Genomic DNA, 23,800 nt, shown 5'->3' with positions numbered 1-23,800 from the left:
AATCAAAGGTGTTAACTATGTTGAAGAAAACCTTTCTAGCTCTGTCGCTGAGTGCTGCCCTGGCCGGCGGGGTGCAGGCTGCTGCGGTCTCCGAAGAGGTGATCCAGAACTCCTTTTTTCCGTACAAGAACGGTATGCCTGGTTTTTCCGGGCTTAGCGCAGGATTGACCATCAACCAGGCCAACGTGGAGCAGTTCAGGGAGGTGTTGGATCCCGGTCTGTACATGTTCATCAAGAATGGCGCTACCGAGATCAAGGTCGGCGAAACCACCGATTTCGCGCTGCACCAGAGCTATATCGATGCCACCCGCCAGTACTCGGGCGACGTCACCCTGGGCGAGGGCTATGGCGAGCTGTCCAAGACCGTGGCCGGTCGTCCCTTCCCGCAGGAGCCGTCGATGGAAGACCCGCGTGCCGGCGAGAAGCTGGCGTGGAACTACAAGTACGGTTACAACTGGGGCGACTCCGCCACCATCTCACCGTTCTACTGGACCATGCGCGATATGGAGAGCGGCAAGAAGGAGCGGACGATCAAGTTCGACTTCAACTTCCTGAACTTCACCCACCGTACCCAGCAGACGCCGTTCCCGGAGATCACGCCGAACCCGTCGGAGCTGTTCCGCGGTATTTACGTGAAGGTGTTGGAGCCGTTCGACGTCAAGAACACCCAGTTGCTGATCCACCGCTTCGAGGACGACACCAAGGTGGATAACGCTTATCTCTACCTCGGCTTCCAGCGTCGCGTGCGCCGTCTCTCCTCCGGGCAGACCACCGATGCGTTCCTCGGCACCGATGTCATGATCGAGGACTTCGAGGGTTACAACGGCCGTATCTCCGATATGAAGTGGGTGTATAAAGGCACGCGCAATATGCTGATGCCGTTCTATAACCACAACGAGATGGTGCTGGACAGCGAAACTCACCAGGATGAGGATGGTTATCAGGTCGTCGCGTTCGGTGGCAAGGGTGGCTGTTTCCCCAACATCACCTGGCAGCTGCGCAAGGTGTATGAGGTGGAGTCGATACCTCAGGATGAAAACCACCCGATCAGCAAGCGTACCCATTTCATGGATGCTCAGACCTTCACCATCCCGCGTACTGTGGTGTACGACCGCAAGGGCGATATGTGGAAGAACTGGATCATCGGTCAGGCCCATCCCGACCACCACCTGCCGGTGAACAAGGGCACCGGGGTGTCGATCGACGATGCCTTCAGCATGATCGATATCCAGGCGCAGCACTGTACTACCGGACAGTTCAAGGGAATCGTCGATCCGTCGAGGAGTCCGGCGGACAAGTTCACGGTGCAGAACATGCGCGCATCGGGTAACTGATACCCGCGCGGCCCCTTCCGCGATTTGCCCGGGCAGAGCCCGGGCTTTTTCGTATCCCGGTTGTGCGTTAACCCGGCCTCAGGTGGTGTGGTACACTGCCGCTCCGTTTGTGAACCGGCCCTGGCATGTCCCAATCTCTCGATATTCTGGCTGCACCCATCAGATCGACTCTGGTGCGCATGACGCTGCCGATGATGCTCGGGATCATCAGCCTGATGCTGTTCAATATCGTCGACATCTGGTTTGTCGGGCAGTTGGGTACCGAGCCGATGGCAGCGCTGGCCTTCACCTTCCCGGTCACTTTTTCCATCACCAGCCTGGCGATCGGGCTGGGGGTCGGCAGTTCGGCCACCCTGGCGCGTCTGATCGGTGCCGGCAGTCCAACCGATGCTGCGCGTATGGCCACCGATAACCTGATCATGACGGTGCTGTTGATGGTGATCATCGGCAGTGCCGGACACCTGATTATCGACCCCGTGTTCTCGCTGATGGGCGCCGAAGCCCACCTGATGCCCTATATCCATGACTACATGTCGGTCTGGTTCTCGGGTTCGGTGTTCCTGGTGCTGAACATGGTCTGCAACAGCATCTTCAGGGCGGCGGGGGATACCCGCTTTTCCGCGGCGATCATGCTGGTTTCGTCGCTGATCAACCTGCTACTCGATCCGCTGCTGATCTTCGGCATAGGTCCTTTTCCACAGTTGGGCATTCAAGGGGCGGCATTGGCCAGTGTGCTGGCCTGGGCGACGACCACGGCGATGGCGCTCTACCTGCTGCAGCGGCGACAGATGCTGCTGTTGAGCCGACCGGAGCCGAGGCAGATGATTGAGCACTGGCGTACGGTGCTGAAGATCTCCCTGCCGGCGGCACTCTCCAACATGATGACGCCGCTGGCGAACGGTGTGTTGACCGCTGTGGTTGCACGGCATGGCGCCGAAGCGGTAGCGGCCTATGGTGTGGGCAACAGGGTAGAGTCGCTCTCCCTGCTGGTCTGTCTGGCGCTGTCGATGACACTGCCGCCGTTCATCAGTCAGAACTATGGCGCGGGGCAGATGGAGCGTGTGCGCCACGCCTATATCGGTGCTGCACGTTTCGCGTTGATCTGGCAGGGGCTGATATTCCTTGCCCTGTTCGTATTCTCTGGCACCCTGTCGACGCTGTTCAGCGATGATGCGGAGGTGTCGCGCTGGTTGGGGCTATGGATGGTGCTGGTGCCTGCCGGCTTCGGCTTCCAGGCGATCACCTTCCTCAGCGCCTCCTCGTTCAATGCCCTGCATCAGCCGATGCGTGCCATGCGTATCAGCCTGTTCCGTCTATTCATCATGTATGTGCCCCTGGGCTGGCTGGGCAGTGAACTGTTCGGCTTGCCGGGCATGTTCGCTGCGCTGGTGCTGGCCAACGGCATCACCGCATTTATCGCCTACTCCTGGATGAACGGCTATCTGCGACGCCTCTGTGCCCGCGTGTAACCTGTACGTCAAATCTATCTCTTAACCTGTCCTCAGCAAAAACGACCCTGGCGGTTGTGGTCCCTGCGCGCATCGTACTATGATCAAGCGATAGGGATAGACGCACGAATTTAATCAAAGAATTAAAAAAAGCCGGTGTTTTGCCGGTATTCAAATGGAAACCAGAGGGGTGCGATATTATGAGTCAGAAAGTAGCAATGGTGACTGGCGGTACCGGTGGTTTGGGTACAGCGATCTGCCGCAAACTGGCGGATGCCGGTTACAAGGTGGTTGCCGGGTATAACAGCGGCGGTAATCACGAGAAGGCCAAGGCCTGGCAGGCGGAGCAGAAAGCCGACGGTTACGAGATCGAAGTGGCGTATGGCGATGTGACCGATGCCGAATCCTGTGCCAAGTGCGTGGCGACCGTTAAAGAGCTGACCGGCAGCGAGATCAGCGTACTGGTCAACAACGCCGGTATCACCCGCGACGGTACCTTCAAGAAGATGAGCTGGGAACAGTGGGATGAGGTACTGAGTGCCAACCTGGATTCGATGTTCCATATGACCCGCCTGGTGATCAACCCGATGCTGGAACAGGGCTTCGGACGCGTTATCAACATCTCCTCCATCAACGCGCAGAAAGGTCAGTTCGGTCAGTGCAACTACTCCGCTGCCAAGGCCGGTATCCACGGCTTCACCAAGGCGCTGGCACAGGAGGTCGCATCCAAGGGCGTCACCGTCAACACCGTATCGCCGGGTTACATCATGACCGCGATGGTAGCGAAGATCGATCAGGCCGTGCTGGACAAGATCGCCTCCAACATCCCGGTTGGACGTCTGGGTACACCGGATGAGATCGGCCGCATCGTGGCTTTCCTGGCCGATGAAGAGTCCGGTTACATCACCGGCGCTGACTTCTCCATCAACGGTGGTCAGCACATGCACTGATCCTTTCGGGGACAAAAAAAACCGGCGCGCGCGCCGGTTTTTTTGTCGTTTCCGTTTAGCAGCCTGTGCGTTGTTTCAGCTGGTCAAAGCGTTGGCGCAACTCGGGGAATACACCGCTGTAAGGCTGTGTTTTCCACTCCAGGTCGAGTTCGATCACATCGCCGGTGGCCGGATTCTGGTTCTGCTCGGCAAGGGCTTGTTGCAGGCGGCGCATCTGATACTCCATACGCTTGGCCTGGTCTTCGTCCGGTGTCGGTTGTCCGAGCAGGATCTCTAGACGGATACAGAGTTCACGCAGCTGCTGCTCGCTGTCGGCCAGCTGCAGCTCGAGTTCATCGGTCGACTCGAAAGTGCGCTCGATGATGTCGATACGTTGCAACAGTGCCGCACGCCAGGGGTTTGACAGCGACTTGACCGAGCTGCGCACGGTTTCCAGCATCCTGTCGAGCGGGTCGGTCTCGCCGTCCAGTACCGCGGACTCCGCTTTGCTCAGCATCTCGGCGCAGGAGTGGAACTGGCTCAGCTCGGCCTCCTTCATCGGCGCCGGTGTTTCATCGAGCTGGATCTGGGGCGCCGGTGCTGAGTGCTCTTTCAGCCGCTCGAAGATGGTATCGCAGTGGCTACGGAACTCCTGCCAGAGCGCGCGCTCCTCGCTGCGGAAGGCAGGTCCTATCGCTTTCCACTGGCGTTGCAGGCCCTTGGCTTCATCGGCCGCCGCTCGGAAATCCTCGGCTTCGGCCAGCTCCGCTGCCCGTGAAATCAGTTGCCGCTTGGCTTCGGCACACTGTTGATGCCAGTTACGCAGGCGCTGGTCCAGGTTGCGAATCAACTGGTTGAAGCTGTTTTGAACCGCTTTTCCGGGCGCACGGTCGACCGGGGAGAACAGCTTCCATTCCCGTTTTGCCGTGTGGCAGATATTCTCGATGGCGGGCCAGTCGGCCTTGTCCCAGTCGATGCTGTCGAGTAACTGACTCAGTTGACGGCAGATCTCTTCGCGCTGCTTGAGGTTCTGCTCGCGCAGCTGGCGTTGCGCGGAAAAGTGTGCGTCACAGGGGCTGTACGCGGTCTCGGCCGCACTGCGGAAGCGTTGCCACAGCTTGTGCGAATGTACACTGGCGCCGGCATCCAGGGATTTCCACTCCTGTTGCAGCGTGCGGATCTGGTCGGCAAGTTGCTGGGGCGGGATCTCGGCATCGATCAGCGCTTCCATACGCTCGCACAGCTCCTCCTTCTTGCCGTTAATGGCAAAACCCTGCCAGTCCTTCATCTCCTGGAGTTGCGCGATCAGAGACTTGTAGCGCTTCTCCAACTGCGGGTTGGCCGTGCCGTTGAGGCGTTGCAGTTGATCCTGAGCCTGATCCTGATAGCGCACGGCGATGCGGATCTCGCCTTGGGAGATCGCCTGTTCCAGTGAGTTGAGATTCAGCTCCAGTTGGGAGGCGATCTTCTCGGAGTGCTCGCGCTTCTCCTGTTTACGTTTGTCGATCGCTTTCAGCAGTTGCTCTGCCTGAGTGAGCAGGCTGGGCTTGGCCAGGGTTCCCGGCCAGCGGATCGCAGCAAGCAGCTTCTCGATCGGGCCTTTTTCAACCTGTTCCAGCGGTTGTTCCAGCAGTGACAGAAGTTGATCCCGGTGCAGTTCCAGCTGCTCCAGCGCGGATCGGCTCTGCTGTGCCTGCTTGAATCGCTTGCTGAGGCTGTCGCTCAGGCTAGCCTGCTGTGCCAGCTCATGGATCCGGTCGCAAAGTGACTGCAGAGCATCGAGCTGGATATCTTGCGCGAACAGGTCGTCGGCCTCCTGTTCCAGCAACCGGCAGGCCTCTCGATGTGCTTCAGCGGCGCGGGTTTCGGCCTCCTGCTGCTCACGTTCAGCCTGTTGTTGGGCGATGAAGGCGCGCGCGCGTTGGGTCAGGGTTTGAAACTCGGACTCAAGGGTCGCGCTGCGTGGAAGCTGTTCCCACTCGCGGCTGATGACATCGAAGCGGGCCTGGAAATACTGATGGTCCAAGCCATTGACCAAGCTATCCAAGGTAGCGAGCAGCTCCCGCTGTTTCTGCTCCAGCGCCTGCTGTTCCCGCTCTCGATCCTTGTAGGCCTGGAGCATATCGCGGGCAATACGGTGTACCGTCTTGTCGCTGCCGCGACTTTCTCGGCAGAGGGTATCGAGCAACTCGAGCCGGGTGATGCGCTCCGCTGCCGTTCGCCGCAGCTGGGCGGTGGAGCCGCGCAGCGCCAGGGAGAGCAGGGTGGTCTGATCCTCGATCAGGGACAGCGCCAGATGCTGAATCTGCCTACCCGCATCGCAGAGTACCAGTGCGGCAAGCCCGGTGGTTTCCGGCAGCCGTTCCAGCCAGCTGCGTTGCTGCGGTTCGGGCAGCGGGTCCAGGTGCCTGGCGATCACAGTGGCAGCATGGATGCGCAGCTCCTGATCCTGCTCGGAGACCAGTGCCTGAATCAGCAGCTCGGGATCGTCGACACGATCCAGTGCGGCGCGACGAACTTCGCTGCTGTTGTCGTCCAGCAGTAGCCGGCGCAGGATGTCGATGTGACCGGGACGGTCAGCGCGCAGACGAGCAACGGCATTAGCACGGACGCTTGCACTGGAGTGACGCCACTTGGGTTTGAACAGATTTACAAACATCAATCACCACAGACCGGCGCTTTGCGCTCGGTTACTCAATCGGAGAACCAGACAGCAGAGAGGGCGTAACTGCCTACTTACCATGTGCTTACCATGCGCGTAGGCGGCTCCTTGCTCCGGCGTACTGACAATATCAGCGTGTCCCTGTTAGGCGGGTCGCTATTCTACCGGGCTCGGGTCGCACAGGAAAAGCCTTGACAAGGCGCTTAAAAGCGGGCGCTCACTTTGTCACTCAGACTCGCTTCAGTTGAACATCACCATCCACATAGAGCCAGCGGCCGTTTTCCCGTCGGAAACGGGAGCGCTCATGCAGCACTCCATGATCGGGGCCTGAGTCGAAGCGTGCCTCGAACTCGACCACACCGATGCTATCTTGCGGTCCGCCGGCCTGAGTATCGAGAATCGTCAAGCCGGTCCAGGTGGTGACCTGGGTCTGCTCGGCCAGCAGCTCGGCCTCGCCCGGCTGACGCTTTTCCGGGGCCAGTGTGTCGATCAGGTAATCCACAGCACCCAGAGCGAAAGCGCTGTAGCGCGAGCGCATCAGCGCTTCCGCCGTGGCGGCAGGTGTTACGCCGCTCAAGGCCGGTTCGCAGCAGGCGTTGAACGTACGGCCTGAGCCACAGGGGCAGGGCTGGTCACTGTTCAGTGTATCGTGAAGCATGCGTGCGATCCCTTTCGATGGTAGTGTGTGCGGCTAGTATACATGAAGCACCGAAACGGATCCGAGATGGCAGCCAACGCTACCGAAACCTTTTTCTGGCACGACTACGAAACCTTCGGCACCGACCCCAAGCGCGATCGGCCTGTCCAGTTCGCCGGTGTGCGTACCGACGCCGAGTTCAACATCATCGAAGAGCCGCTGGTGATCTACGCCGCGCCGTCCGAGGATCTGCTGCCGCACCCTCAGGCCTGTCTGATCACCGGTATCACACCACAGAAGGCGCTGGAGGAGGGAGTGTGCGAGGCGGAGTTCATCCGCGCCATCCACGCCGAGCTGTCGCGTCCCGGTACCTGTGCCGTCGGCTACAACAGCATCCGCTTCGACGACGAGGTGACGCGCTATACCCTCTACCGCAACTTCTACGATCCCTATGCTCGCGAGTGGCAGAACGGTTGCTCGCGCTGGGACATCATCGACATGCTGCGCCTGACCCGCGCACTGCGCCCAGAGGGGATCAACTGGCCCGAGTATGAGGATGGCACGCCGAGCCTGCGTCTGGAGGACCTGAGCCGGGCCAATGGCCTGTCTCACGAACAGGCGCACGATGCCCTGTCCGATGTCTACGCCACCATCGAGGTGGCCAAGCTGGTGCGCGATCGTCAGCCCAAGCTGTTCAGCTATGTGTTGAACAATCGCGGCAAGCGCGCAATACAGGCGCTGCTCGATGTGCCGGCGATGAAGCCGGTGCTGCACATCTCCTCCAAGTATCCGGTGCAGTGGGGTAACGCCGCGGTGGTGGCACCGCTGTGCTGGCACCCGGTCAATCGCAACGCGGCGGTGGTCTGGGATCTGCGCGTGGATCCGACACCGCTGTTCGAGCTCAGCGTCGAGCAGATCCGCGAGCTGCTCTATACCCGGCATGACCAGCGTCCGGCGGGTGCGCCGGAGATCGCACTGAAACTGCTGCACAGCAACCGTTGCCCGATCGTCGCGCCTGCCGGTATGCTGAACGCTGCCGAGGCCGCCCGGCTCAATATCGACGGCGATACCTGTCGTCGCCATCTGGCGCTGCTGCGCGCGGAGCCTGGCCTGCAGGCGAAACTGGCGGCGCTGTATACCGAGGATCATCCACCGGCGGATGGAGATCCGGACCATATGCTCTACAGTGGCGGCTTTTTCAGCGACAGCGACCGTGGGCTGATGGAGCAGGTGCGCAGTGCCGCGCCCGAGGAGCTGGGTATGCTGGAACTGCCGTTCCAGGATCCGCGTCTGGAGGAGATGCTGCTGCGTTACAAGGCACGCAACTACCCGCAGGCGCTGCATGAAGAGGAGCATCAGCGTTGGGAGGAGTACCGCTCACGCAAGCTGCTTGATGAGGACAACAACGGTTACCTGACCATTCCGAAGTTCTATGACGAGCTCAACCGTCTGGCGCAGCTGCCGACAACTTCGGAACGGGACCGGCAGATACTGGAAGAACTGGCTTACTATGCTGAATCGATCTACCCGATGGAGTTTTAGCCTCGCAGCGCTGCTTTGTGCTGTAACCACGTCGGGCATGGTGCAGGCGGCGGGGCAACAACCGTCGTCAAAGTATTCAGAGGAACTGGATTACCTGGTGATCGAGGTGGGGGCCCCTGCGCCACTGCCCGAGGTCACCGTCATCGAGCCCTCCGCGCCACTGCCGGTTCATGAGATCGTCGTGGAGCCGGTCAAGGTTAAGCCGCTGACCGGTGAAGACCTGGTATTCGCTCAGATCGAGCGCGACGCCAAACTGCCGACCGAGCTTGATCTCCTGCCGGAGGGGGCGCCGGGTCCGGAACTGACCCCGCCGCCGCCTTTCGGTACCCATCGTAACGTAATCGAGCTTTAACCCACCCTTACCTTCGATCAGGGCAGTGCCGCGCTGCCTGGTACATAGCGCTGGTCAGCCTTGAGCGTGTCCAGCAGCGCGCGATCGTCGCTGCCGCTATCCCCATGATTGTTTTCATTGCCGAAGCTGCGCACCGCCAGCTGGCGAGAGCGAAGCTGTTTCAACCGCTCGCCAAGCTGCTCCCGCGTCACCTGCTGCACCGCCGCGATCATCTTTTCCGGGGTGTCGAACGCGGTGTTCTCTCGATCCAGTTCGCGCCAGAAGCGAGAGGTGCGCTCCTTCAACGAGTTGTCACGCTGATCGATGCGGGAGATCAGGCTGCGACGGAACCCCTCCAGTGCCTGCTCGGGTAGCTCGGCGAGCGCGCTCTGCATCTGTTCGAGGAACAGGTTGTAGGCTCGCTCCAGCTGGATCGGGTCGGCCACCGGGGACTGCACCACCAGGGTCAGACCGGGCACTTCGCTCAGCGGCAGGTAGTTGGCGAACACGATGTAACCCAGCTGTTGCTCGGTGCGTAACTGATTGTAGAACGGGGTGGCGAGGATCTCGTTGAGCAGCGCCACCTCGGCGCGGGTCTCCAGCTCCGTGTTTTGACCCTGCATGTACAGGGTTAGTGCCGAATCGTTGTGATCGATCTGCAGGGTGGTATGCAGTGTCCGTCCCGCGGGCAGCTGTACCACCGGCAGCCGCGGCGTCGCGGCGGCTGGACGATCGTTGAGCAGGGTATCGTAGACCTGCTGTGCCATCTGCCGGGCGGCTTCTTCGGTCAGGTTACCGTGGGCCAAACCGCGCAGATGCACGTCGTTGAACAGCGCCGGCCAGTAGGCTTGCAGGTCGGCCAGGGTCAGCGGCGCCAACGCGTCCAACTGCTCCTCCTCGGTCCACTGCGGCATCAGTGAACGGTAAAGCGTACTGAAGGTCTGGGTGTAGGGCTTCTCCTTGCGGGCGTTCTCCAGCTCTTCACTCAGCGCCTGCTTGATGCGGGCAAAGCGGGCTTCGGAGCTGGGCGACTGTTTGGCGGCGTCCAGGATCGCGTCGAGCAGCAGCGGCATACGATCGTTGTAGCCGGCCAGGCGCAGACTGATGCCGCGGGCATGGTCGTAGATATCGGCGGACAGACCGGCCAGGCTGGCATCGTACAGCACCTCGTTCAACCGGTCCTTGAGCATGCGGCTAGAGAGTTCATTCAACACCGCGGTTTTCGGGCTGGCGTTGGCCGAGCCGGAGAGCAGGGCCAGGTAGAGATTGGCGCGCGGTACGCCGAAACTGGTATCGCGCAGGAACCAAAGCTCACCGCCTTCGCGTTGCCAGATCCGCTGCGGTTGCTGATCGGCTGAGTCGCTGGCGGCGAGCAGCTCCAGATTCTGGGCGACAAAGGGGTTCGGTCCGCGCGCATAGAGCTGCTGATCCGGCTTCGGTGTGTGCCAGCGTGTCAGTGCCTGGCGGTCGGGCTTGCCGAGCCGGTAGTCGATCTCGTAGAGCGGGGTGCGCTGGTCGGTCGGCAGATTCTGCGCTGCACGCAGCAGTACCAGACGGTCCGGCGTCAGCTGCTCCAGGTAGCTCTCGATCAACTCGGGATCGAAGTCGCTGTAGCGATAGGGCGCGTCCAGCAGATGGGTGCTGGGGTAGCGTGCCAGGCTGAGCGAGAGGTTGGTGACCTCATGAATCGGTTCGCGCGGTTCACGGAAGCGGAAGTCGGTGGCGGCCAGCTGCGCCTCCTCCTGATACAGCTCCCGGCGCACTCCGGCGTCCTTCAATGCATCGACATAGCTGAAGAAGAGCTCGACTACCTCGTTGTAGTGCTCAAGACCCGCTTTCGTCAGTTCGATGCCGACATCGAAGCTGGCTTGGTGGTCCAGGTCGATCCCTGCCGATGCGCCCAGTGCCTGGGCCCAGCCTTTCTGCTTGAGCAGGCTCAACAGACTGCCCTTGCCCTCGTAGCCGATCAGGCTGGCGATGTAGTTGACCGGTTTTTTGTCCCAGTACTGGCGTATCGGCTTGATCGGGAAACTGAGCTCGAGCTGACGGGTCTGCATCAGCGTCACCACGTCCAGCTGAATCGGCAGCTGGGCCGTTTTGTACAGCGAGGCTTTGATATCAAGGGCTTCGAGGTTGCGGTCAGCAACCGCGGAAAAGCGCTCTTCGACCAGGCGGCGCAGCTCGGCCGTTGACTGACGACCGACCACCGCCAGCGTCATCAGGTTGGCGGAGTAGTGGCTGTTGTAGAACTTGATCAGATCGTCGCGCACCGGACTGTCCGGGCGGTCGGCAAGGGTGTCGAGACTGCCGACGGCAAACCGGCTGTAGGGGTGGTCCGGGTTCATCGCCAGCTTGCCGGCCACGTACAGACGGCGGCCGTCATCGCGAATCTTGGCCTTGAACTCAGAGTGCACCGCATGGCGTTCGCGATCCACGTATTCGGGGGTAAACAGCGGGGCGATGAAAAACTGGGCGAACCGATCCAGGGCGTCGGGCAGGGCATCCGCCTTTACATCGAAGAAGTAGTTGGTGTGGTCGAAGGCGGTGTAGGCGTTGTGGCTGCCGCCATTGGCGCTGATGAACTGCTGATAGGCATCCGCCTCCGGGTATTTCTCGGTACCCAGGAACAGCATGTGTTCAAGAAAATGGGCCAGGCCTTCTCTGCCTTTGGGGTCGTCTCCGCTGCCGGCCTGAACGGCGAGCGACGCCGCGCCCTTGTCTGTGTTGGGATCGGACACCACCACCACCTGCAGCCGGTTGGGCAGGCTGAACACCTCGTACTGTCGGCTGTCGTTAGGGCTCTGGATCGGCAGCGCTGCGCGTACCGGCAGCGCCAGTACGATGAAAATCAGCAGGGTGAATTGTACCAGTCTTGAACTAAGTCTCTGCATTCGCACGTGTTTCCCGATCCTGTTGGGTGGTTTGCTGCCGCCCGGGCAGCCCCGGACGCGATGTTCAGATACACTGCTGTGACTCTAGCAGTTGCCCCGGGGTTCCGCTGGTATGCGTTGGGTGACTGCCTATACAATCGATGAAAGTAATCGATGAAAGTAATCGGCGAGAGTGTACCTAAGGAGTTTGCACGGATGAATCGCGAAAAGGTGATCTTCGCTTTCTTTATTGTTCTGGCACTGACGTTGAACTTCGGTTTCTTCATCGGTGATATAGATAATCCCGACCACCACGATGTGTTCGAGCTGTTCCTGGCCCTGGTGGTCAGCCTGATCTGTACCGTCCTCAAGTTTGGTGACCGCAGCCATCTCGGTGCGTTGATGCTGGCCACCAGTCTGGTGGCCGACCTGCAGTTGATCGTTGCCGCCGGAATCTGGGGATACGGCGAGCATATTGCCGCGTCCGGTTTGGAAGCGGAGGTGATGGCCAGCGTGGTCTCCTTTGCCGGCGGGGCTCTGGTCGCCAACATTACCTCGGTGATACTGCTGATGGTCGAGACGGTCCTGATCCGGCGCTGATTCGATGAACGATATCCTGTATGTGCTGCTGCGCCGCCTGCGTACGCCGCTGATCACGCTGATCGTGGTCTACGCGGTCTCAGTGCTGGGTTTCACGCTGATACCGGGGCGTGACGACGCCGGTAATGTCTGGCACATGGATTTTTTCCACGCCTTCTACTTCGTGTCGTTCATGGGCTCGACCATCGGTTTTGGCGAGATCCCCTACGCGTTCACCAGTGCTCAGAGGATGTGGACGCTGGTGACCATCTACTCCTCCGTGGTGGCCTGGCTGTACAGTATCGGTACCACGCTGACCGTGTTTCAGGATTCCAGCTTTATCCGCCTGCGCCGCCTGCGCAGCTTCGTGCGCGAAGTGCGTGGCCTGCATGAACGCTTCTACCTGGTCTGCGGCTATGGTGTGACCGGCAGCCATGTGGTCAAGGAGTTGATCGACCACGGCGTGCGGGCGGTGGTGGTGGATATCGACCAGGAACGGATCGACTCGCTGGAGCTCGATGGTCTGGTGCTGCCGGTGCCGGCGCTCTGTGCCGATGCGTCGTTGCCCGATATCCTTGATTTCGCCGGTTTGCAGAACAAGCACTGCGTCGGCGTGTTGGCGCTGACCAACAGCGATAATGTGAATCTGGCCATCTCTATAGCCAGCAAGGTGCTGTCGCCCAAACGGATGGTGATCAGCCGTTCGGAGAACGATATCACCAGTGCTAACCTGGCCTCCTTCGGTACCGACATGATTGTCGATCCGTTCCGCACCTATGCCGAGTATGTTGCGCTGGCCGCCCACAGTCCCCATCGGCATCTGGTATACGACTGGCTGATGAACCCCGAGCATCGCAGTCTTGCCAGTATTTATCGCCGTGAAAAGGGGCGCTGGATCATCTGCGGTTATGGTCGCTTCGGTCGCAATATCATCCGCAACATGCAGCAGGAAGGAACGGAGATCACCGTTATCGATCCTGTTCCGGACAACATCCGCGGCATGAGCGGTGCGGTGCTCGGTATCGGCACCGAGGCGATCACCCTGCAGCAGGCCGGGGTGGAGGATGCGGTGGGCATTGTTGCCGGCACCGCCAACGATGCCGACAACCTGTCGATCATCATGACCGCACGGCAGCTTAACCCCAGGCTGACCACCGTGGTGCGCCAGAACCTGAGCGCCAATGAGCTGGTGTTCGCCAACTCCCGCTGTGACTTCATCATGCAGCCGGGCAAGATCATCTCCGCGCAGATTCTGGCTCAGCTGAAGACGCCGCTGTTGTCCGTATTCCTGGATCATCTGATGCAGCAGGATGAGGTGTGGGCTCACACCCTTATCAATCGAATGAGTGCGACCGTAGGGGATGAGGCACTGGAAAGTCGCTCGATCCGGATAGATGAAATCTCCGCACCGGCGATCAAGTGCAAGCTCGATGAGGGCGCACAGGTTAAGCTGATTTCACTGCTGAAGAACCCGCATGACCGGCGCGAGATGTTGGACTGCTTCCCGCTGATGCTGCGTCGAAATGGTGAGGTGAAAGCACTGCCAGGCGAGTTGACGCTGCTGGAGCCGGGTGACGAGATTTTGTTATGCGGCCGCAAGCGAGCAATGCAGAAGTTCGAGTGGACCACGCATAACTACAACACCTTGCACTTTATTCTGACCGGCGAGGATGCCACGCAAAGCGCTATCCAGCGCTGGGTCGGCGGTCGAGCAAAGAACTGATGGCCTACCTGTTGCTCTCGCTGACGATACTGTTCTGGGCCGGAAACCTGGTCAGCGCCCGCGCCATTCATGCCGATATAGAGCCGGTGACGCTGGCGCTGCTGCGCTGGTCTCTGGTACTGCTGTTGATCCTGCCCTGGGCGCTGCCGCGTCTGTGGCGGCAGAGGTCCGTGCTGCTAAGACACCTGCCGATTCTGCTGGTACTGTCGATTCTCGGCGTCGCCAACTTCAACACCTTTCTCTACATCGGCCTGCAGGACACTACCGCCTCCAACGGCGCCCTGATGCAGTCGGCGATTCCGGTGGTGATACTGCTGCTCAGCGCGGTTCTGCTGCGAGAACCCACGACCGGGCGCCAGTGGTTGGGTGTGTTGATCTCGATTCTGGGAGTGGCTGTCCTGATAACCAGGGCGGACCCGGAGATGCTGCTGAACCTGAGCTTCAACCCTGGCGATATCTGGATCGGTGCCGCGGTGCTGACCTGGTCGCTCTACTCACTGGCCCTGCGTTGGCGACCGGCTGAGCTGGATGGATTTACCCTGTTTGCCTGCAATGTGCTGATCGGCGTGCTGGCACTGCTGCCCTTTGCGCTGAACGAGCAACACAGCGCGACCGCACTGCAGTGGTCGCCCTCGGTGCTGTCGGCCGTGGCCTATATGGCGATCTTCCCGTCGATCCTCGCTTACCTGTTCTGGAACCGCGGCGTCGCTGAACTGGGCGCCGCCCGCGCCGGTCTATTCATCCACCTGATGCCACTGTTCGGTGTGCTGCTGTCGGTGCTGTTTCTCGGTGAGACGCTGCATCTCTATCATGCGCTGGGCATGCTGCTTATTTTCACCGGCATCTATTTGGCGACTTTGTCGAAAACAACCGGTAAGCTGCAATCCAAACGCTCATGAGGGCGTGACGGACACAAAGAAACTCTAAAGGAGCTTCAATGCGAACCCTGACTACCAGCATCTTCGTTATCCTGCTCAGCTTCCTGATCCCGATGGAGGAGGCCCAGGCCAAACGCCTTGGCGGCGGCTTTTCCCTCGGCAAGAGCTATACCGCACCGAAAAAGGTGTCGCCGACCCCCACCTATACCAAGCAGCAGGATGCTCAGTCGCCCACATCTCCGACGCAGACGACCGCCACGGCGCCGCGTCGTAGCGGTTTCGGTGGGTTGATGGGTGGACTGCTGGCCGGCGGTCTGCTGGGCGCGCTGTTCTTTGGCGGCGCGTTCGAAGGGATCCAACTGATGGATATCCTGATCTTCGGTTTGATCGGCTTTGTGCTGTTCAAGCTGTTTGCCGGGCGGCGTCAGTCGCAACAACCCGCCTATGCTGGCATGGGTAGTTCGAATCAGCAGCAGAATACGCAGTGGCGCGCGCAGAGCGAGCAGCCCCAGCCGCCGATCTACGATGGCGGTATCGGCAGTGCACTGGCCGAGCCGGAGCTGAAGCTGCCGGAGTGGTTCAACAAAAAGGCGTTTCTCGACCAGGCCTGCAACCACTTCAGCAGCCTGCAGAAGGCCTGGGACGAGAGCAACTGGGATGAGATCCGCAGCTACACCTCGCCCGAGCTGTTCGAGGAGCTGAAGGCGCAGCGCGCCCGTTTCCCTGAGCGTCAGCACACCGAAGTGGTGTCGGTGATGGCGGATCTGATCAACTTCATCGACGAGCAGAGCCAGGTGATCGTCAGCCTGCACTTCTACGGCTGGTTGCGTGAAGATGAGCAGGGCGGTACCGCCGAGTTCAGCGAGATCTGGCACCTCAGCCGCGACATGACGGTGGAGAGCGCCGACTGGTTTATCGTCGGTATCGAGCAGCCCAAATAGGTCGGAGTCTCGTACCGAACGTTCCAAGGTAGGGTGGGGTGTTGCTTTCCGGGACCGTCGCCGGCAGGGATGCCGGCGCCGAGCTTACAGGGATGTATTCACAGCGTGTCCCGGAAAGCAACACCCCTCCCTACCTAACACTCTGTCCAGATAGCGCTCGAGCTTTTCGCACTCACCGGTTTGTAGGTAAAGTCCCAGGCGGGTGCGGCGCCAGATGATGTCGTCCACCGACTGCGCCCATTCATGCTCCACCAGGTAATCCACTTCACGCTGATGCAGACCGGCACCGAAAGAGGGACCGAGGTCCTCCATCGAGCGGCAACCATCAAGAATCTGGTGGTTGAGGGTTCCGTAAGTGCGTGTGAAGCGGCGTGCCAGCGCCAGTGGTAGCCAGGGGAACTGACGCTCCAGGGCCGCTTGCAGGCTTTGCTGGGTTTCGAAGTTGCCGCCGGGCAGTGTGGCGCTCTTGGTCCAGGCGGCACCCGCCTCCGGGAAATATTTGCAGATGGCGTCAGTGGCCGCCTGCGCCAGCTTGCGGTAGGTGGTGATCTTGCCGCCGAACACCGACAGCAGCGGGGCCCTGCCGGGACCGGTATCCACCTCGAAGGTGTAGTCGCGGGATGCCTTCTGCGCCGCGCCACCCTCCTCATCCATCAACGGCCGGACACCGGAGTAGCTGTAGACGATGTCGCTATGACTAATCTGGTGCTTGAAGTGGTCATTGACCACCGAGATCAGATAATCGATCTCTTCCGGCGAGATCTCGGCTTGGCGGGGATCCCCGCTGTAGTCGACATCGGTGGTACCGATCAGCGAGAAGTTGTCTTCGTAGGGGATCACGAACACGATGCGGCTATCTTCGTTCTGCAGGATGTAGGCGTCGGGTTCGTCATGAATGCGGGGTACCACGATATGGCTGCCCTTGACCATGCGGATCTGTTTCGGCGGCGGGGTCACCATGGTCTCTTCAAACAGTTTGCTGACCCAGGGGCCGGTGGCGTTGACCAGCGCGCGGCAATACCGGGTTTCCTGACGGCCGGTGTTTTCGTCGCGCAGCGTAACCGCCCAGAGTTCGTTTTCACGCCGGGCTTTGATACAGCGGCAGCGGGTACGGATCTCGGCACCTTTCTCCACAGCGGCTTTTGCCAGCAACACCACCAGGCGGGCATCGTCGACCCAGCCGTCGGAGTATTCGAAGCCACGGGTGATATGGCCGGCCAGCGGCGAGTTTGAATCGAAGCGAATACCGTGGGAGCCGGGCAGTAGTTCCCGTTTCGCCAGGTGATCGTACAGGAACAGACCAGCACGGATCATCCAGGCCGGGCGCAGATGGGGGCGGTGCGGCAGACGGAAACGCAGCGGCCACATGATATGGGGGGCGTTGCGCAGCAGTGCCTCGCGCTCGGCCAGCGCCTCCCGGACCAGGCGGAACTCATAGTGCTCAAGATAGCGCAGGCCGCCATGGATCAGCTTGCTGCTGTTGGATGAGGTGGCGGAGGCCAGGTCATCCATCTCGCACAAAGTCACCTTGAGGCCGCGTCCGGCGGCATCCATCGCTATGCCGGCGCCGTTAACGCCGCCGCCGATAACGATAAGGTCCTGAACCGCTGTTTTCGACGTCATGCCTTGAAGTCTCCACCCCAGACCGCGGGTCTGGATCTATAGCTGATTTGAAAGAGTGCATTGCGTTGCTGTCATTACTATAGTGTTCGAATACGAAAATTATCAATCAAAAACGAATATTTTTTGATGAAATTATGTTTACACACAGATGTACGGTCGTTTAAGCAGACGGTTGGTGGAAGAGTGTGGGGCGGTCGCTTTCAGGCGCCCGCAGAGGCGGATCCGGGCTGGCGTATACCCAGCCCGGGGGCGAAGCTGAGGGTAGGGGTCAGACGATATGCAGTTCGACCTGGTGTTCGGTCAGCAGCTTGCAGATCCCGTTGGGCGGGCGCTGGTCGGTGAACAGGTGGTCGGCCTGGGTGATATTGCCGAGGCGTACCATGGCGTTGCGGCCAAACTTGGTATGGTCCGCCGCCAGCAGCACCTGGCGCGAATTGGCGATGATCGCCTGAGCCACGCGAACCTCGCGGTAGTCGTAATCGAGCAGGGTGCCGTCGCTGTGTATGCCGCTGATGCCGATGATGCCGAAGTCCATCTGGAACTGGTTGATGAAATCCCGGGTCGCCTCGCCGACGATACCGCCGTCGCGGCTGCGCACTTCGCCGCTGGCGATAATGACCGTAAAGTCCTCCTTGGGGCTCAATATCGACGCGACATGGAGATTGTTGGTGACCACGCGCAGGTCGCGGTGGTTGAGCAGCGCGCGGGCGATCGTCTCCGTGGTGGTACCGATGTTGATGAACAGCGAGGCGCCGTTCGGAATCATCTTCACCAGTTCGGTGGCGATCTTCTCCTTGGCCTCCAGGGTCATGATCTTGCGTGTCTGGTAGGCCAGGTTCTGGGTGCTGGATTCGGCACTGGCGCCGCCGTGGTGGCGCTGTATCCGGTTCTCTTTGGCCAGTTGGTTGAGGTCGCGGCGGATGGTCTGCGGGGTAACCTGGAAACACTCGACCAACTCGTCGATGGTGACGAAACCGGCCTGTTGGACCTTTTCGAATATCTGATCCTGCCTGTGCCTTTGTGCCATGATGGACGGGTGACTCCTTGTTTACATAAACGAAACTGCATAGAGGATAGTTTCGTGTGTGCGCTGCAAAGCCGGTAGTAACCGGCCTTTCCGGAAGTTGGCTAATTATCGCACGGAATCAGTAAGTTGGCATAAGAAATAGGGGCTTTGCCTGCTCCTGGGCGAGAGCTTCGACGTAGTGAAGGGAAATTTTCGCTTGGTTTTCATGTGTAATCCGGTAAGAATGCGAAAAAAAAAGAACATATTGGAATAGGCAGGTCGGATCATGACTGAGTATCTACTGGCGATCGATCAGGGCACCACCAGCTCCCGTGCCATTCTCTTCACCACCTCCGGGCAGATCTTCCACACCAGCCAGCGGGAGTTTCCCCAACACTTTCCGCAGGATGGCTGGGTCGAGCACGATCCCGACGATATCCTGCAGACGGTCATCGACACCTGCCGCGACGTTATCGACAAGTCCGGGGTCGAACCGGGGCAGATCCGGGCGGCCGGTATCACCAATCAGCGCGAGACGACGCTGGTGTGGGATCGGTGCACCGGCAAGCCGATCTGCAACGCCATCGTCTGGCAGGATCGGCGTACGTCGAAGTATTGTGAAAGCCTGAAAGCGCAAGGTCTGGAGTCGATGATCAACACCAAGACCGGACTGTTGATCGATCCCTACTTCTCCGCCACCAAGGTGCGCTGGATCCTCAACGAGGTGCCGGGGGCACGAGAGCGGGCCGAGAGGGGCGAGTTGGCCTTCGGCACGGTGGACAGCTTTCTGCTCTGGCATCTGACCAAGGGCAGAGCGCACCGCACCGACGCCACCAATGCATCGCGCACCCTGCTGTTCAATATCCATACCCAACAGTGGGACCCGGAGCTGCTGGAGCTGTTCGATATACCGGCCAACATGCTGCCGGAGGTGATGGACTCGTCGGATGATTTCGGCATGATCGATGCCGACCTGCTGGGGCAGGCGATTCCGGTCTATGGCGTCGCCGGCGATCAGCAGGCGGCATTGTTCGGCCAGACCTGCTTCCGGGAAGGGATGGCGAAGAGTACCTACGGCACCGGCTGCTTCCTGGTGCTCAATACCGGCCCGCGGGCGCTGAAGTCAGAACACCGTCTGTTGACCACCGTTGCCTATCGGCTGGATGGACGGCCGACCTATGCACTCGAGGGCAGTATCTTTATCGCCGGCGCGACCATCCAATGGCTGCGCGACGGTCTGCAGCTGATCCAGGGCGCCGGGGAGACCGAACAGCTGGCTCAGCAGACCTCGATCGATCATGGCGTCTATCTGGTGCCGGCATTTACCGGCCTTGGTGCGCCCTATTGGGATCCCGATGCCCGCGGTGCCATCTTCGGCCTGACCCGCGATACCGGCATCAAGGAGATTGTCACCGCCGGTCTGCAGTCGGTCTGTTACCAGACCAAGGATCTGCAGAAGGCGATGGAGAGTGACGGCGTGCGCCCGGTGGCGCTGCGTGTCGATGGAGGTATGGTGGCCAACAACTGGGTATTGCAGAACCTGTCCGATATCCTCGGTGCCACCGTCGACCGGCCGCGGATAATCGAAACCACGGCACTGGGCGCCGCTTACTTGGCGGGGCTGAAGGCGGGGGTGTTCGAGTCGCTGGAGGCGCTGGAGAAGCTCTGGCAGTGCGAGCGACGGTTTGAGCCGAAGATGTCCAAGGAGCAGCGCGATCGGCTGTACGAGGGTTGGATGCAGGCGGTATCGAAGGTGCAGAGTCGGTAGTCTGCGCTTAAGAGTCTGTTTTGAATCTTCTGGAATGCGGTGCCCGGCAGGAAGGGGTGTTGCTTTCCGGGACACGTTGTGAATACATCCATGTAAACTCGCTGCCGCCCTCCCTGGCGGCAGACGGTCCCGGAAAGCAACACCCCTTCCTACCTTGGAGAGTTCGGTGTGAACTTCCAAGCTGGCCCTAAAAGGCTGTTAACGGATACCCAACTCCCTGAGCCGTTTATACAGTGTGTTGCGACTGATCCCCAACTGCTTGGCGGTGCGGGAGATGTTGCCGTCGAAGCGGTTGTATACCGCAAGTGTTTCGGCCGGCAGGTTGTCGTGGTCGTTATTGTTGTCGGAGCTGTCTGAATCGCCGCCGGACACCGGCTTGGCTTCCGGTTCAACTGTTGTCTCCTCTCGGTTCATCTGTTCCCGAATATCGTGAAAGAAATCGTCGGGCAGGTGCCAACTCTCGATCGGCTCGTCGTCGGCCATCGCCAGGGCGATCTGCAGCACGCTGATCAACTGGCGGATATTGCCGGGCCAGGGGTGTTGTTCGAACAGGTTCAGGATCTCGTCGGATAGTTCGGCCTGCTGGTGCGGCTCGCGGTGCATGCGGTGTACCTGCCGGAACAGGGTGCGGCGGTCGCTGCGCTCGCGCAGCGGCGGCAGATCGATGTTAAGGCCGCTGACGCGATAGTACAGGTCCTGGCGAAAGCCTCCCTCCTGCACCTGAGCACGCAGGCAGCGGTTGGTGGCGGAGACCAGCTTGATATCCACCGGATAGGATTCGGTGGAGCCCAGCGGCGTTACCTTGCGCTCCTGCAGCACGCGCAGCAGCCGCGCCTGTGCCTTCAGCGGCATCTCGCCGATCTCGTCGAGAAACAGCGTACCCTTGTGAGCTTTGCGGATCAGGCCGATGGCGCCCTTGCTGCTGGCGCCGGTGAAGGCGCCTTTCTCATAGCCGAACAGCTCCGACTCCACCAGTTCGCTGGGGATGGCGGCGCAGTTGACCGCGACCAGCGCGTGCGGACGGCGGCTGCTGCGCTGGTGCAGCGCCTTGACGAACACCTCCTTGCCGACGCCGGTCTCGCCGTGGATCAGGATCGGGATATCCTTCTCTATCAACCGCTCAGCCTGACGCACGCAGCGCTCCACCCGCTTGTCGCCATAGCCGATACGGTCCAGGGTGATCTCGTCGGGCGACTCCGATGCAGCTGAACGCCGCTTGCGGAAATCCACCGCCTGAATCGGTTTCTCGGCAGGCCGCTTGATCACCGCGTGCATGTTGTGGCGGTGCCGTGTCTGCAGCTTAAGCGGCAGCAGTTCCGGGTGGTTCTTCAGCTCCCTGAGCGGGCAGTCGAAAATCTGCGCGATATTGGCCAGCGCCAGATCGTAGCCGAGCAGCAGTTCGGCCCGCCGGTTGGCCGAGATGATGGTGCCCTCTTCGGTAAACACGATCAGGCCGGACCATTGGCTGTCGATGTTGTCCAGGTTGGTGTTGAAGGTGAGCATGAAGTGTTCACTGCTGAACGTATTCATGATCAGCCGGTTTTCGATCGACTGCGACATCAGTTTGACCATGCCCAGGGTATGGGCCTGTGGCAGGTAGGCGTCGCTGGAGATGTCGAGTACGCCGAGCAGGTCGCGGTTGGTGTCGAAGATCGGTGCCGCGGAGCCGATCATGAAGCGGTTGGCCTTCAGAAAGTGTTCGTCACGCTGGATCTGCACCGGCTGACCCGAGGCGATCGCGGTGCCGATCGCATTGGTACCGTTGCAGCGCTCGTCCCAACTGCTGCCCTCCTGGAAGAAGGATTTCTGCTGCGGCGCCACGAAGCGCTGGTCGCCCCAGCCGTTCAGCACCTGGCCGCGGCTGTCCGCGAGCAGGATCATGCACTTGCTGTTGGAGAGGATATTCTCGTAGAAGGGCAGGACCTCGGTGTCGGTGGTGCGCACCAGGTAGCGGTGCTCCTCCTTCAGGTCGCGCCGCTCGCCGCTGCCGAGTTGAATCAGCGTCGGCGTGCTGTTGTGGTCGAGGCCGAACGAGCGGCAGCGATCCCAGGAGTTCTCGACCACCTCGGTATGGTTTTGCTCTTGCTGTGGCCGATCGGTCATGTTGGCTTTTCTTGTTATTGGGGCCTGGTTCGAGTCCGTTGACCAGACTTTTCTGACTGAGTGTTCAACTGTTCAAGGTGTTCAATAGTGTGTTCAAGCGAACATGAAGTCAACAGTGTTCTGAACACTGATTGATCGAAATGGAAAATAAACGAACATTATTGCAAGTAAATATGTGCGAATAAGCGCCTTATAAAGCAAGAGGATAGGTATTTTCTGATTCTGTGTCAGAAATGTTGGCATGAGGTTCGCAGTAGAAACAGCCGTTATCCGAAGCCTCGGGTTGAACGCAATCAGCGTGAACAACCCGGAGAATAATAATAAGGAACGGCAATATGTCGCTAACGTTGGAAAACGTCACGCGTGTAGTGGATGGTGTGCCATTCATTGCCGACGCAAACATCACCTTCGAGCCGGGCTCCTTCAACGTCCTGCTCGGACGTACCCTGGCCGGCAAGACTTCATTGATGCGTCTGATGGCCGGTCTGGACAAGCCCACCAGCGGTCGGATTCTGATGGACGGTGGCGATGTGACCGGGGTTCCGGTCCAGCAGCGCAACATCTCCATGGTCTATCAACAGTTCATCAACTATCCCAGCATGACGGTCAGGGAGAACATCGCCTCGCCGTTGCGCCTGGCGAAGATGCCGGAGAGTCAGATCGAGAAGCGGGTCAGGGAAACCGCGGCAATGCTGCATATCGAACCCTATCTGGATCGCCACCCGTTGGCGCTGTCGGGCGGTCAGCAGCAGCGCACGGCGATGGCGCGGGCGCTGGTCAAGGATGCCGGCCTGATCCTGTTCGACGAGCCGCTGGTCAACCTGGACTACAAGCTGCGCGAAGAGCTGCGCTTCGAGATGCGCGAGCTGTTCAAGGAGCGCCGTTCGATCGCGGTCTATGCCACCACCGAACCGCATGAGGCGCTGGCGCTCGGCGGTACCACTACCCTGCTGCACGAGGGGCGGATTGTTCAATCCGGTCCGGTGAACACTGTGTACAGCACGCCGGTCGATATCACCGCGGCCGAACTGTTCAGCGAGCCGCCGATCAACCTGATCCGCGGTCGCGTGTCAGACACCGAGGTGACCTTCGACGAGTATGCCCACTTTCCTCTGAATCAGGACTTGCGGACGCTGGCACCCGGCGAGTACTGGTTCGGTGTGCGTCCCAGCCATGTCGGGTTGGTGCCGCACAACGATGACGATCTGGAGCTTTCGACACTGGTCGAACTTGCCGAGATCAGCGGCTCGGAGACCTTCATGCATGTGCGCAATGAGCACTTCGGGCTGGTGCTGCAACTGTCGGGCGTTCACGAATACCACACCGACACGGCGATCAAGGTCTACCTGCCGACGCACAAGCTGTTTGTGTTCGGTATGGACGGCAAGCTGATTCAGGCGCCGGTCAAGCGGGTCAGGGGGTGATT

At 60.2% G+C, this 23,800-nt stretch carries 17 protein-coding genes; 11 read left to right on the top strand and 6 right to left on the bottom strand.

Translation table 11 applies throughout. The annotated features are described in order from the left end of the window. Positions 1 to 17 precede the first annotated feature (17 nt). The 3 genes from KQ940_RS13575 (at position 18) to phbB (ending at position 3,732) form a co-directional block, all read left to right on the top strand. A complete protein-coding gene (locus KQ940_RS13575; RefSeq protein ID WP_217414215.1) occupies positions 18 to 1,334 on the top strand; it encodes a DUF1329 domain-containing protein in 1,317 nt (438 codons plus the stop codon). A gap of 125 nt (positions 1,335 to 1,459) precedes the next feature. Beyond that, the gene (locus KQ940_RS13570) at positions 1,460 to 2,803 is read left to right on the top strand and encodes an MATE family efflux transporter (protein WP_246590059.1); all 1,344 of its coding nucleotides are present in this window, start codon (positions 1,460 to 1,462) and stop codon (positions 2,801 to 2,803) included. Positions 2,804 to 2,982: 179 nt separating this feature from the next. Next, complete coding sequence (gene phbB, locus KQ940_RS13565) at positions 2,983 to 3,732, top strand: acetoacetyl-CoA reductase (RefSeq protein ID WP_217414214.1); 750 nt, start codon at positions 2,983 to 2,985, stop codon at positions 3,730 to 3,732. Positions 3,733 to 3,787: 55 nt separating this feature from the next. Here phbB and KQ940_RS13560 read toward each other — a convergent pair whose 3' ends face one another. Both KQ940_RS13560 and KQ940_RS13555 read right to left on the bottom strand, forming a co-directional pair. Beyond that, complete coding sequence (locus KQ940_RS13560; protein ID WP_217414213.1) at positions 3,788 to 6,370, bottom strand: DUF349 domain-containing protein; 2,583 nt, start codon at positions 6,368 to 6,370, stop codon at positions 3,788 to 3,790. Positions 6,371 to 6,602: 232 nt separating this feature from the next. After that, positions 6,603 to 7,031: a YchJ family protein gene (locus tag KQ940_RS13555; protein WP_217414212.1), complete on the bottom strand. Its 429-nt coding sequence runs from the start codon at positions 7,029 to 7,031 to the stop codon at positions 6,603 to 6,605. 66 nt (positions 7,032 to 7,097) lie between these two features. Between KQ940_RS13555 and sbcB the strand changes: the two genes are divergently transcribed. Beyond that, the gene (gene sbcB / locus KQ940_RS13550; protein ID WP_217414211.1) at positions 7,098 to 8,552 is read left to right on the top strand and encodes an exodeoxyribonuclease I; all 1,455 of its coding nucleotides are present in this window, start codon (positions 7,098 to 7,100) and stop codon (positions 8,550 to 8,552) included. Continuing rightward, positions 8,521 to 8,904: a hypothetical protein gene (locus tag KQ940_RS13545; protein ID WP_217414210.1), complete on the top strand. Its 384-nt coding sequence runs from the start codon at positions 8,521 to 8,523 to the stop codon at positions 8,902 to 8,904. The genes sbcB and KQ940_RS13545 overlap by 32 nt, the downstream gene beginning before the upstream one ends. Before the next feature lie 17 nt (positions 8,905 to 8,921). Here the strand turns inward: KQ940_RS13545 and KQ940_RS13540 are convergent, their stop codons facing one another. Then, positions 8,922 to 11,774: an insulinase family protein gene (locus tag KQ940_RS13540; RefSeq protein WP_217414209.1), complete on the bottom strand. Its 2,853-nt coding sequence runs from the start codon at positions 11,772 to 11,774 to the stop codon at positions 8,922 to 8,924. A 195-nt stretch (positions 11,775 to 11,969) separates the two neighbouring features. Here KQ940_RS13540 and KQ940_RS13535 point away from each other — a divergent pair, with 195 nt between their 5' ends. The 4 genes from KQ940_RS13535 to KQ940_RS13520 are packed head-to-tail and all read left to right on the top strand — an operon-like array spanning position 11,970 to position 15,874. Further along, entirely contained in the window at positions 11,970 to 12,353 is a 384-nt protein-coding gene (locus tag KQ940_RS13535; RefSeq protein ID WP_217414208.1) for a DUF6394 family protein, read from the top strand. Between the two features lie 4 nt (positions 12,354 to 12,357). Next, positions 12,358 to 14,055: a potassium channel family protein gene (locus tag KQ940_RS13530; protein WP_217414207.1), complete on the top strand. Its 1,698-nt coding sequence runs from the start codon at positions 12,358 to 12,360 to the stop codon at positions 14,053 to 14,055. Continuing rightward, complete coding sequence (locus KQ940_RS13525) at positions 14,055 to 14,954, top strand: DMT family transporter (protein WP_217414206.1); 900 nt, start codon at positions 14,055 to 14,057, stop codon at positions 14,952 to 14,954. The genes KQ940_RS13530 and KQ940_RS13525 overlap by 1 nt, the downstream gene beginning before the upstream one ends. Before the next feature lie 38 nt (positions 14,955 to 14,992). Beyond that, entirely contained in the window at positions 14,993 to 15,874 is an 882-nt protein-coding gene (locus KQ940_RS13520; protein ID WP_217414205.1) for a Tim44 domain-containing protein, read from the top strand. Between the two features lie 84 nt (positions 15,875 to 15,958). Here the strand turns inward: KQ940_RS13520 and glpD are convergent, their stop codons facing one another. Together glpD and KQ940_RS13510 are read right to left on the bottom strand one after the other, a co-directional pair. Next, complete coding sequence (gene glpD / locus KQ940_RS13515) at positions 15,959 to 17,497, bottom strand: glycerol-3-phosphate dehydrogenase (protein ID WP_217414204.1); 1,539 nt, start codon at positions 17,495 to 17,497, stop codon at positions 15,959 to 15,961. 268 nt (positions 17,498 to 17,765) lie between these two features. Next, positions 17,766 to 18,524 (bottom strand): DeoR/GlpR family transcriptional regulator, encoded by a 759-nt coding sequence (locus tag KQ940_RS13510; protein ID WP_217414203.1) that lies wholly within the window; start codon positions 18,522 to 18,524, stop codon positions 17,766 to 17,768. Between the two features lie 265 nt (positions 18,525 to 18,789). Here KQ940_RS13510 and glpK point away from each other — a divergent pair, with 265 nt between their 5' ends. Then, complete coding sequence (gene glpK, locus KQ940_RS13505; RefSeq protein ID WP_217414202.1) at positions 18,790 to 20,271, top strand: glycerol kinase GlpK; 1,482 nt, start codon at positions 18,790 to 18,792, stop codon at positions 20,269 to 20,271. 198 nt (positions 20,272 to 20,469) lie between these two features. Here glpK and KQ940_RS13500 read toward each other — a convergent pair whose 3' ends face one another. Then, on the bottom strand, positions 20,470 to 22,374 hold the full coding sequence (locus KQ940_RS13500) for a sigma-54-dependent Fis family transcriptional regulator (protein WP_217414201.1): 1,905 nt from the start codon (positions 22,372 to 22,374) through the stop codon (positions 20,470 to 20,472). A 335-nt stretch (positions 22,375 to 22,709) separates the two neighbouring features. On the opposite strand from KQ940_RS13500, the gene KQ940_RS13495 reads away from it, so the two are divergent. After that, entirely contained in the window at positions 22,710 to 23,798 is a 1,089-nt protein-coding gene (locus KQ940_RS13495) for an ABC transporter ATP-binding protein (protein WP_217414200.1), read from the top strand. Positions 23,799 to 23,800: the final 2 nt, after the last annotated feature.

Source organism: Marinobacterium ramblicola (assembly GCF_019084545.1).
GTDB classification, from domain to species: domain Bacteria; phylum Pseudomonadota; class Gammaproteobacteria; order Pseudomonadales; family Balneatricaceae; genus Marinobacterium_D; species Marinobacterium_D ramblicola.
The sequence above is the reverse complement of the archived record's forward strand: the minus strand, read 5'-3'. Positions and strand labels throughout refer to the sequence as shown.

Coding starts and splice junctions, on each gene's coding strand:
- KQ940_RS13575 (WP_217414215.1), top strand. CDS start 18: ATGTTGAAGAAAACCTTTCTAGCTCTGTCGCTGAGTGCTGCCCTGGCC.
- KQ940_RS13570 (WP_246590059.1), top strand. CDS start 1,460: ATGTCCCAATCTCTCGATATTCTGGCTGCACCCATCAGATCGACTCTG.
- phbB (WP_217414214.1), top strand. CDS start 2,983: ATGAGTCAGAAAGTAGCAATGGTGACTGGCGGTACCGGTGGTTTGGGT.
- KQ940_RS13560 (WP_217414213.1), bottom strand. CDS start 6,370: ATGTTTGTAAATCTGTTCAAACCCAAGTGGCGTCACTCCAGTGCAAGC.
- KQ940_RS13555 (WP_217414212.1), bottom strand. CDS start 7,031: ATGCTTCACGATACACTGAACAGTGACCAGCCCTGCCCCTGTGGCTCA.
- sbcB (WP_217414211.1), top strand. CDS start 7,098: ATGGCAGCCAACGCTACCGAAACCTTTTTCTGGCACGACTACGAAACC.
- KQ940_RS13545 (WP_217414210.1), top strand. CDS start 8,521: ATGCTGAATCGATCTACCCGATGGAGTTTTAGCCTCGCAGCGCTGCTT.
- KQ940_RS13540 (WP_217414209.1), bottom strand. CDS start 11,774: ATGCAGAGACTTAGTTCAAGACTGGTACAATTCACCCTGCTGATTTTC.
- KQ940_RS13535 (WP_217414208.1), top strand. CDS start 11,970: ATGAATCGCGAAAAGGTGATCTTCGCTTTCTTTATTGTTCTGGCACTG.
- KQ940_RS13530 (WP_217414207.1), top strand. CDS start 12,358: ATGAACGATATCCTGTATGTGCTGCTGCGCCGCCTGCGTACGCCGCTG.
- KQ940_RS13525 (WP_217414206.1), top strand. CDS start 14,055: ATGGCCTACCTGTTGCTCTCGCTGACGATACTGTTCTGGGCCGGAAAC.
- KQ940_RS13520 (WP_217414205.1), top strand. CDS start 14,993: ATGCGAACCCTGACTACCAGCATCTTCGTTATCCTGCTCAGCTTCCTG.
- glpD (WP_217414204.1), bottom strand. CDS start 17,497: ATGACGTCGAAAACAGCGGTTCAGGACCTTATCGTTATCGGCGGCGGC.
- KQ940_RS13510 (WP_217414203.1), bottom strand. CDS start 18,524: ATGGCACAAAGGCACAGGCAGGATCAGATATTCGAAAAGGTCCAACAG.
- glpK (WP_217414202.1), top strand. CDS start 18,790: ATGACTGAGTATCTACTGGCGATCGATCAGGGCACCACCAGCTCCCGT.
- KQ940_RS13500 (WP_217414201.1), bottom strand. CDS start 22,374: ATGACCGATCGGCCACAGCAAGAGCAAAACCATACCGAGGTGGTCGAG.
- KQ940_RS13495 (WP_217414200.1), top strand. CDS start 22,710: ATGTCGCTAACGTTGGAAAACGTCACGCGTGTAGTGGATGGTGTGCCA.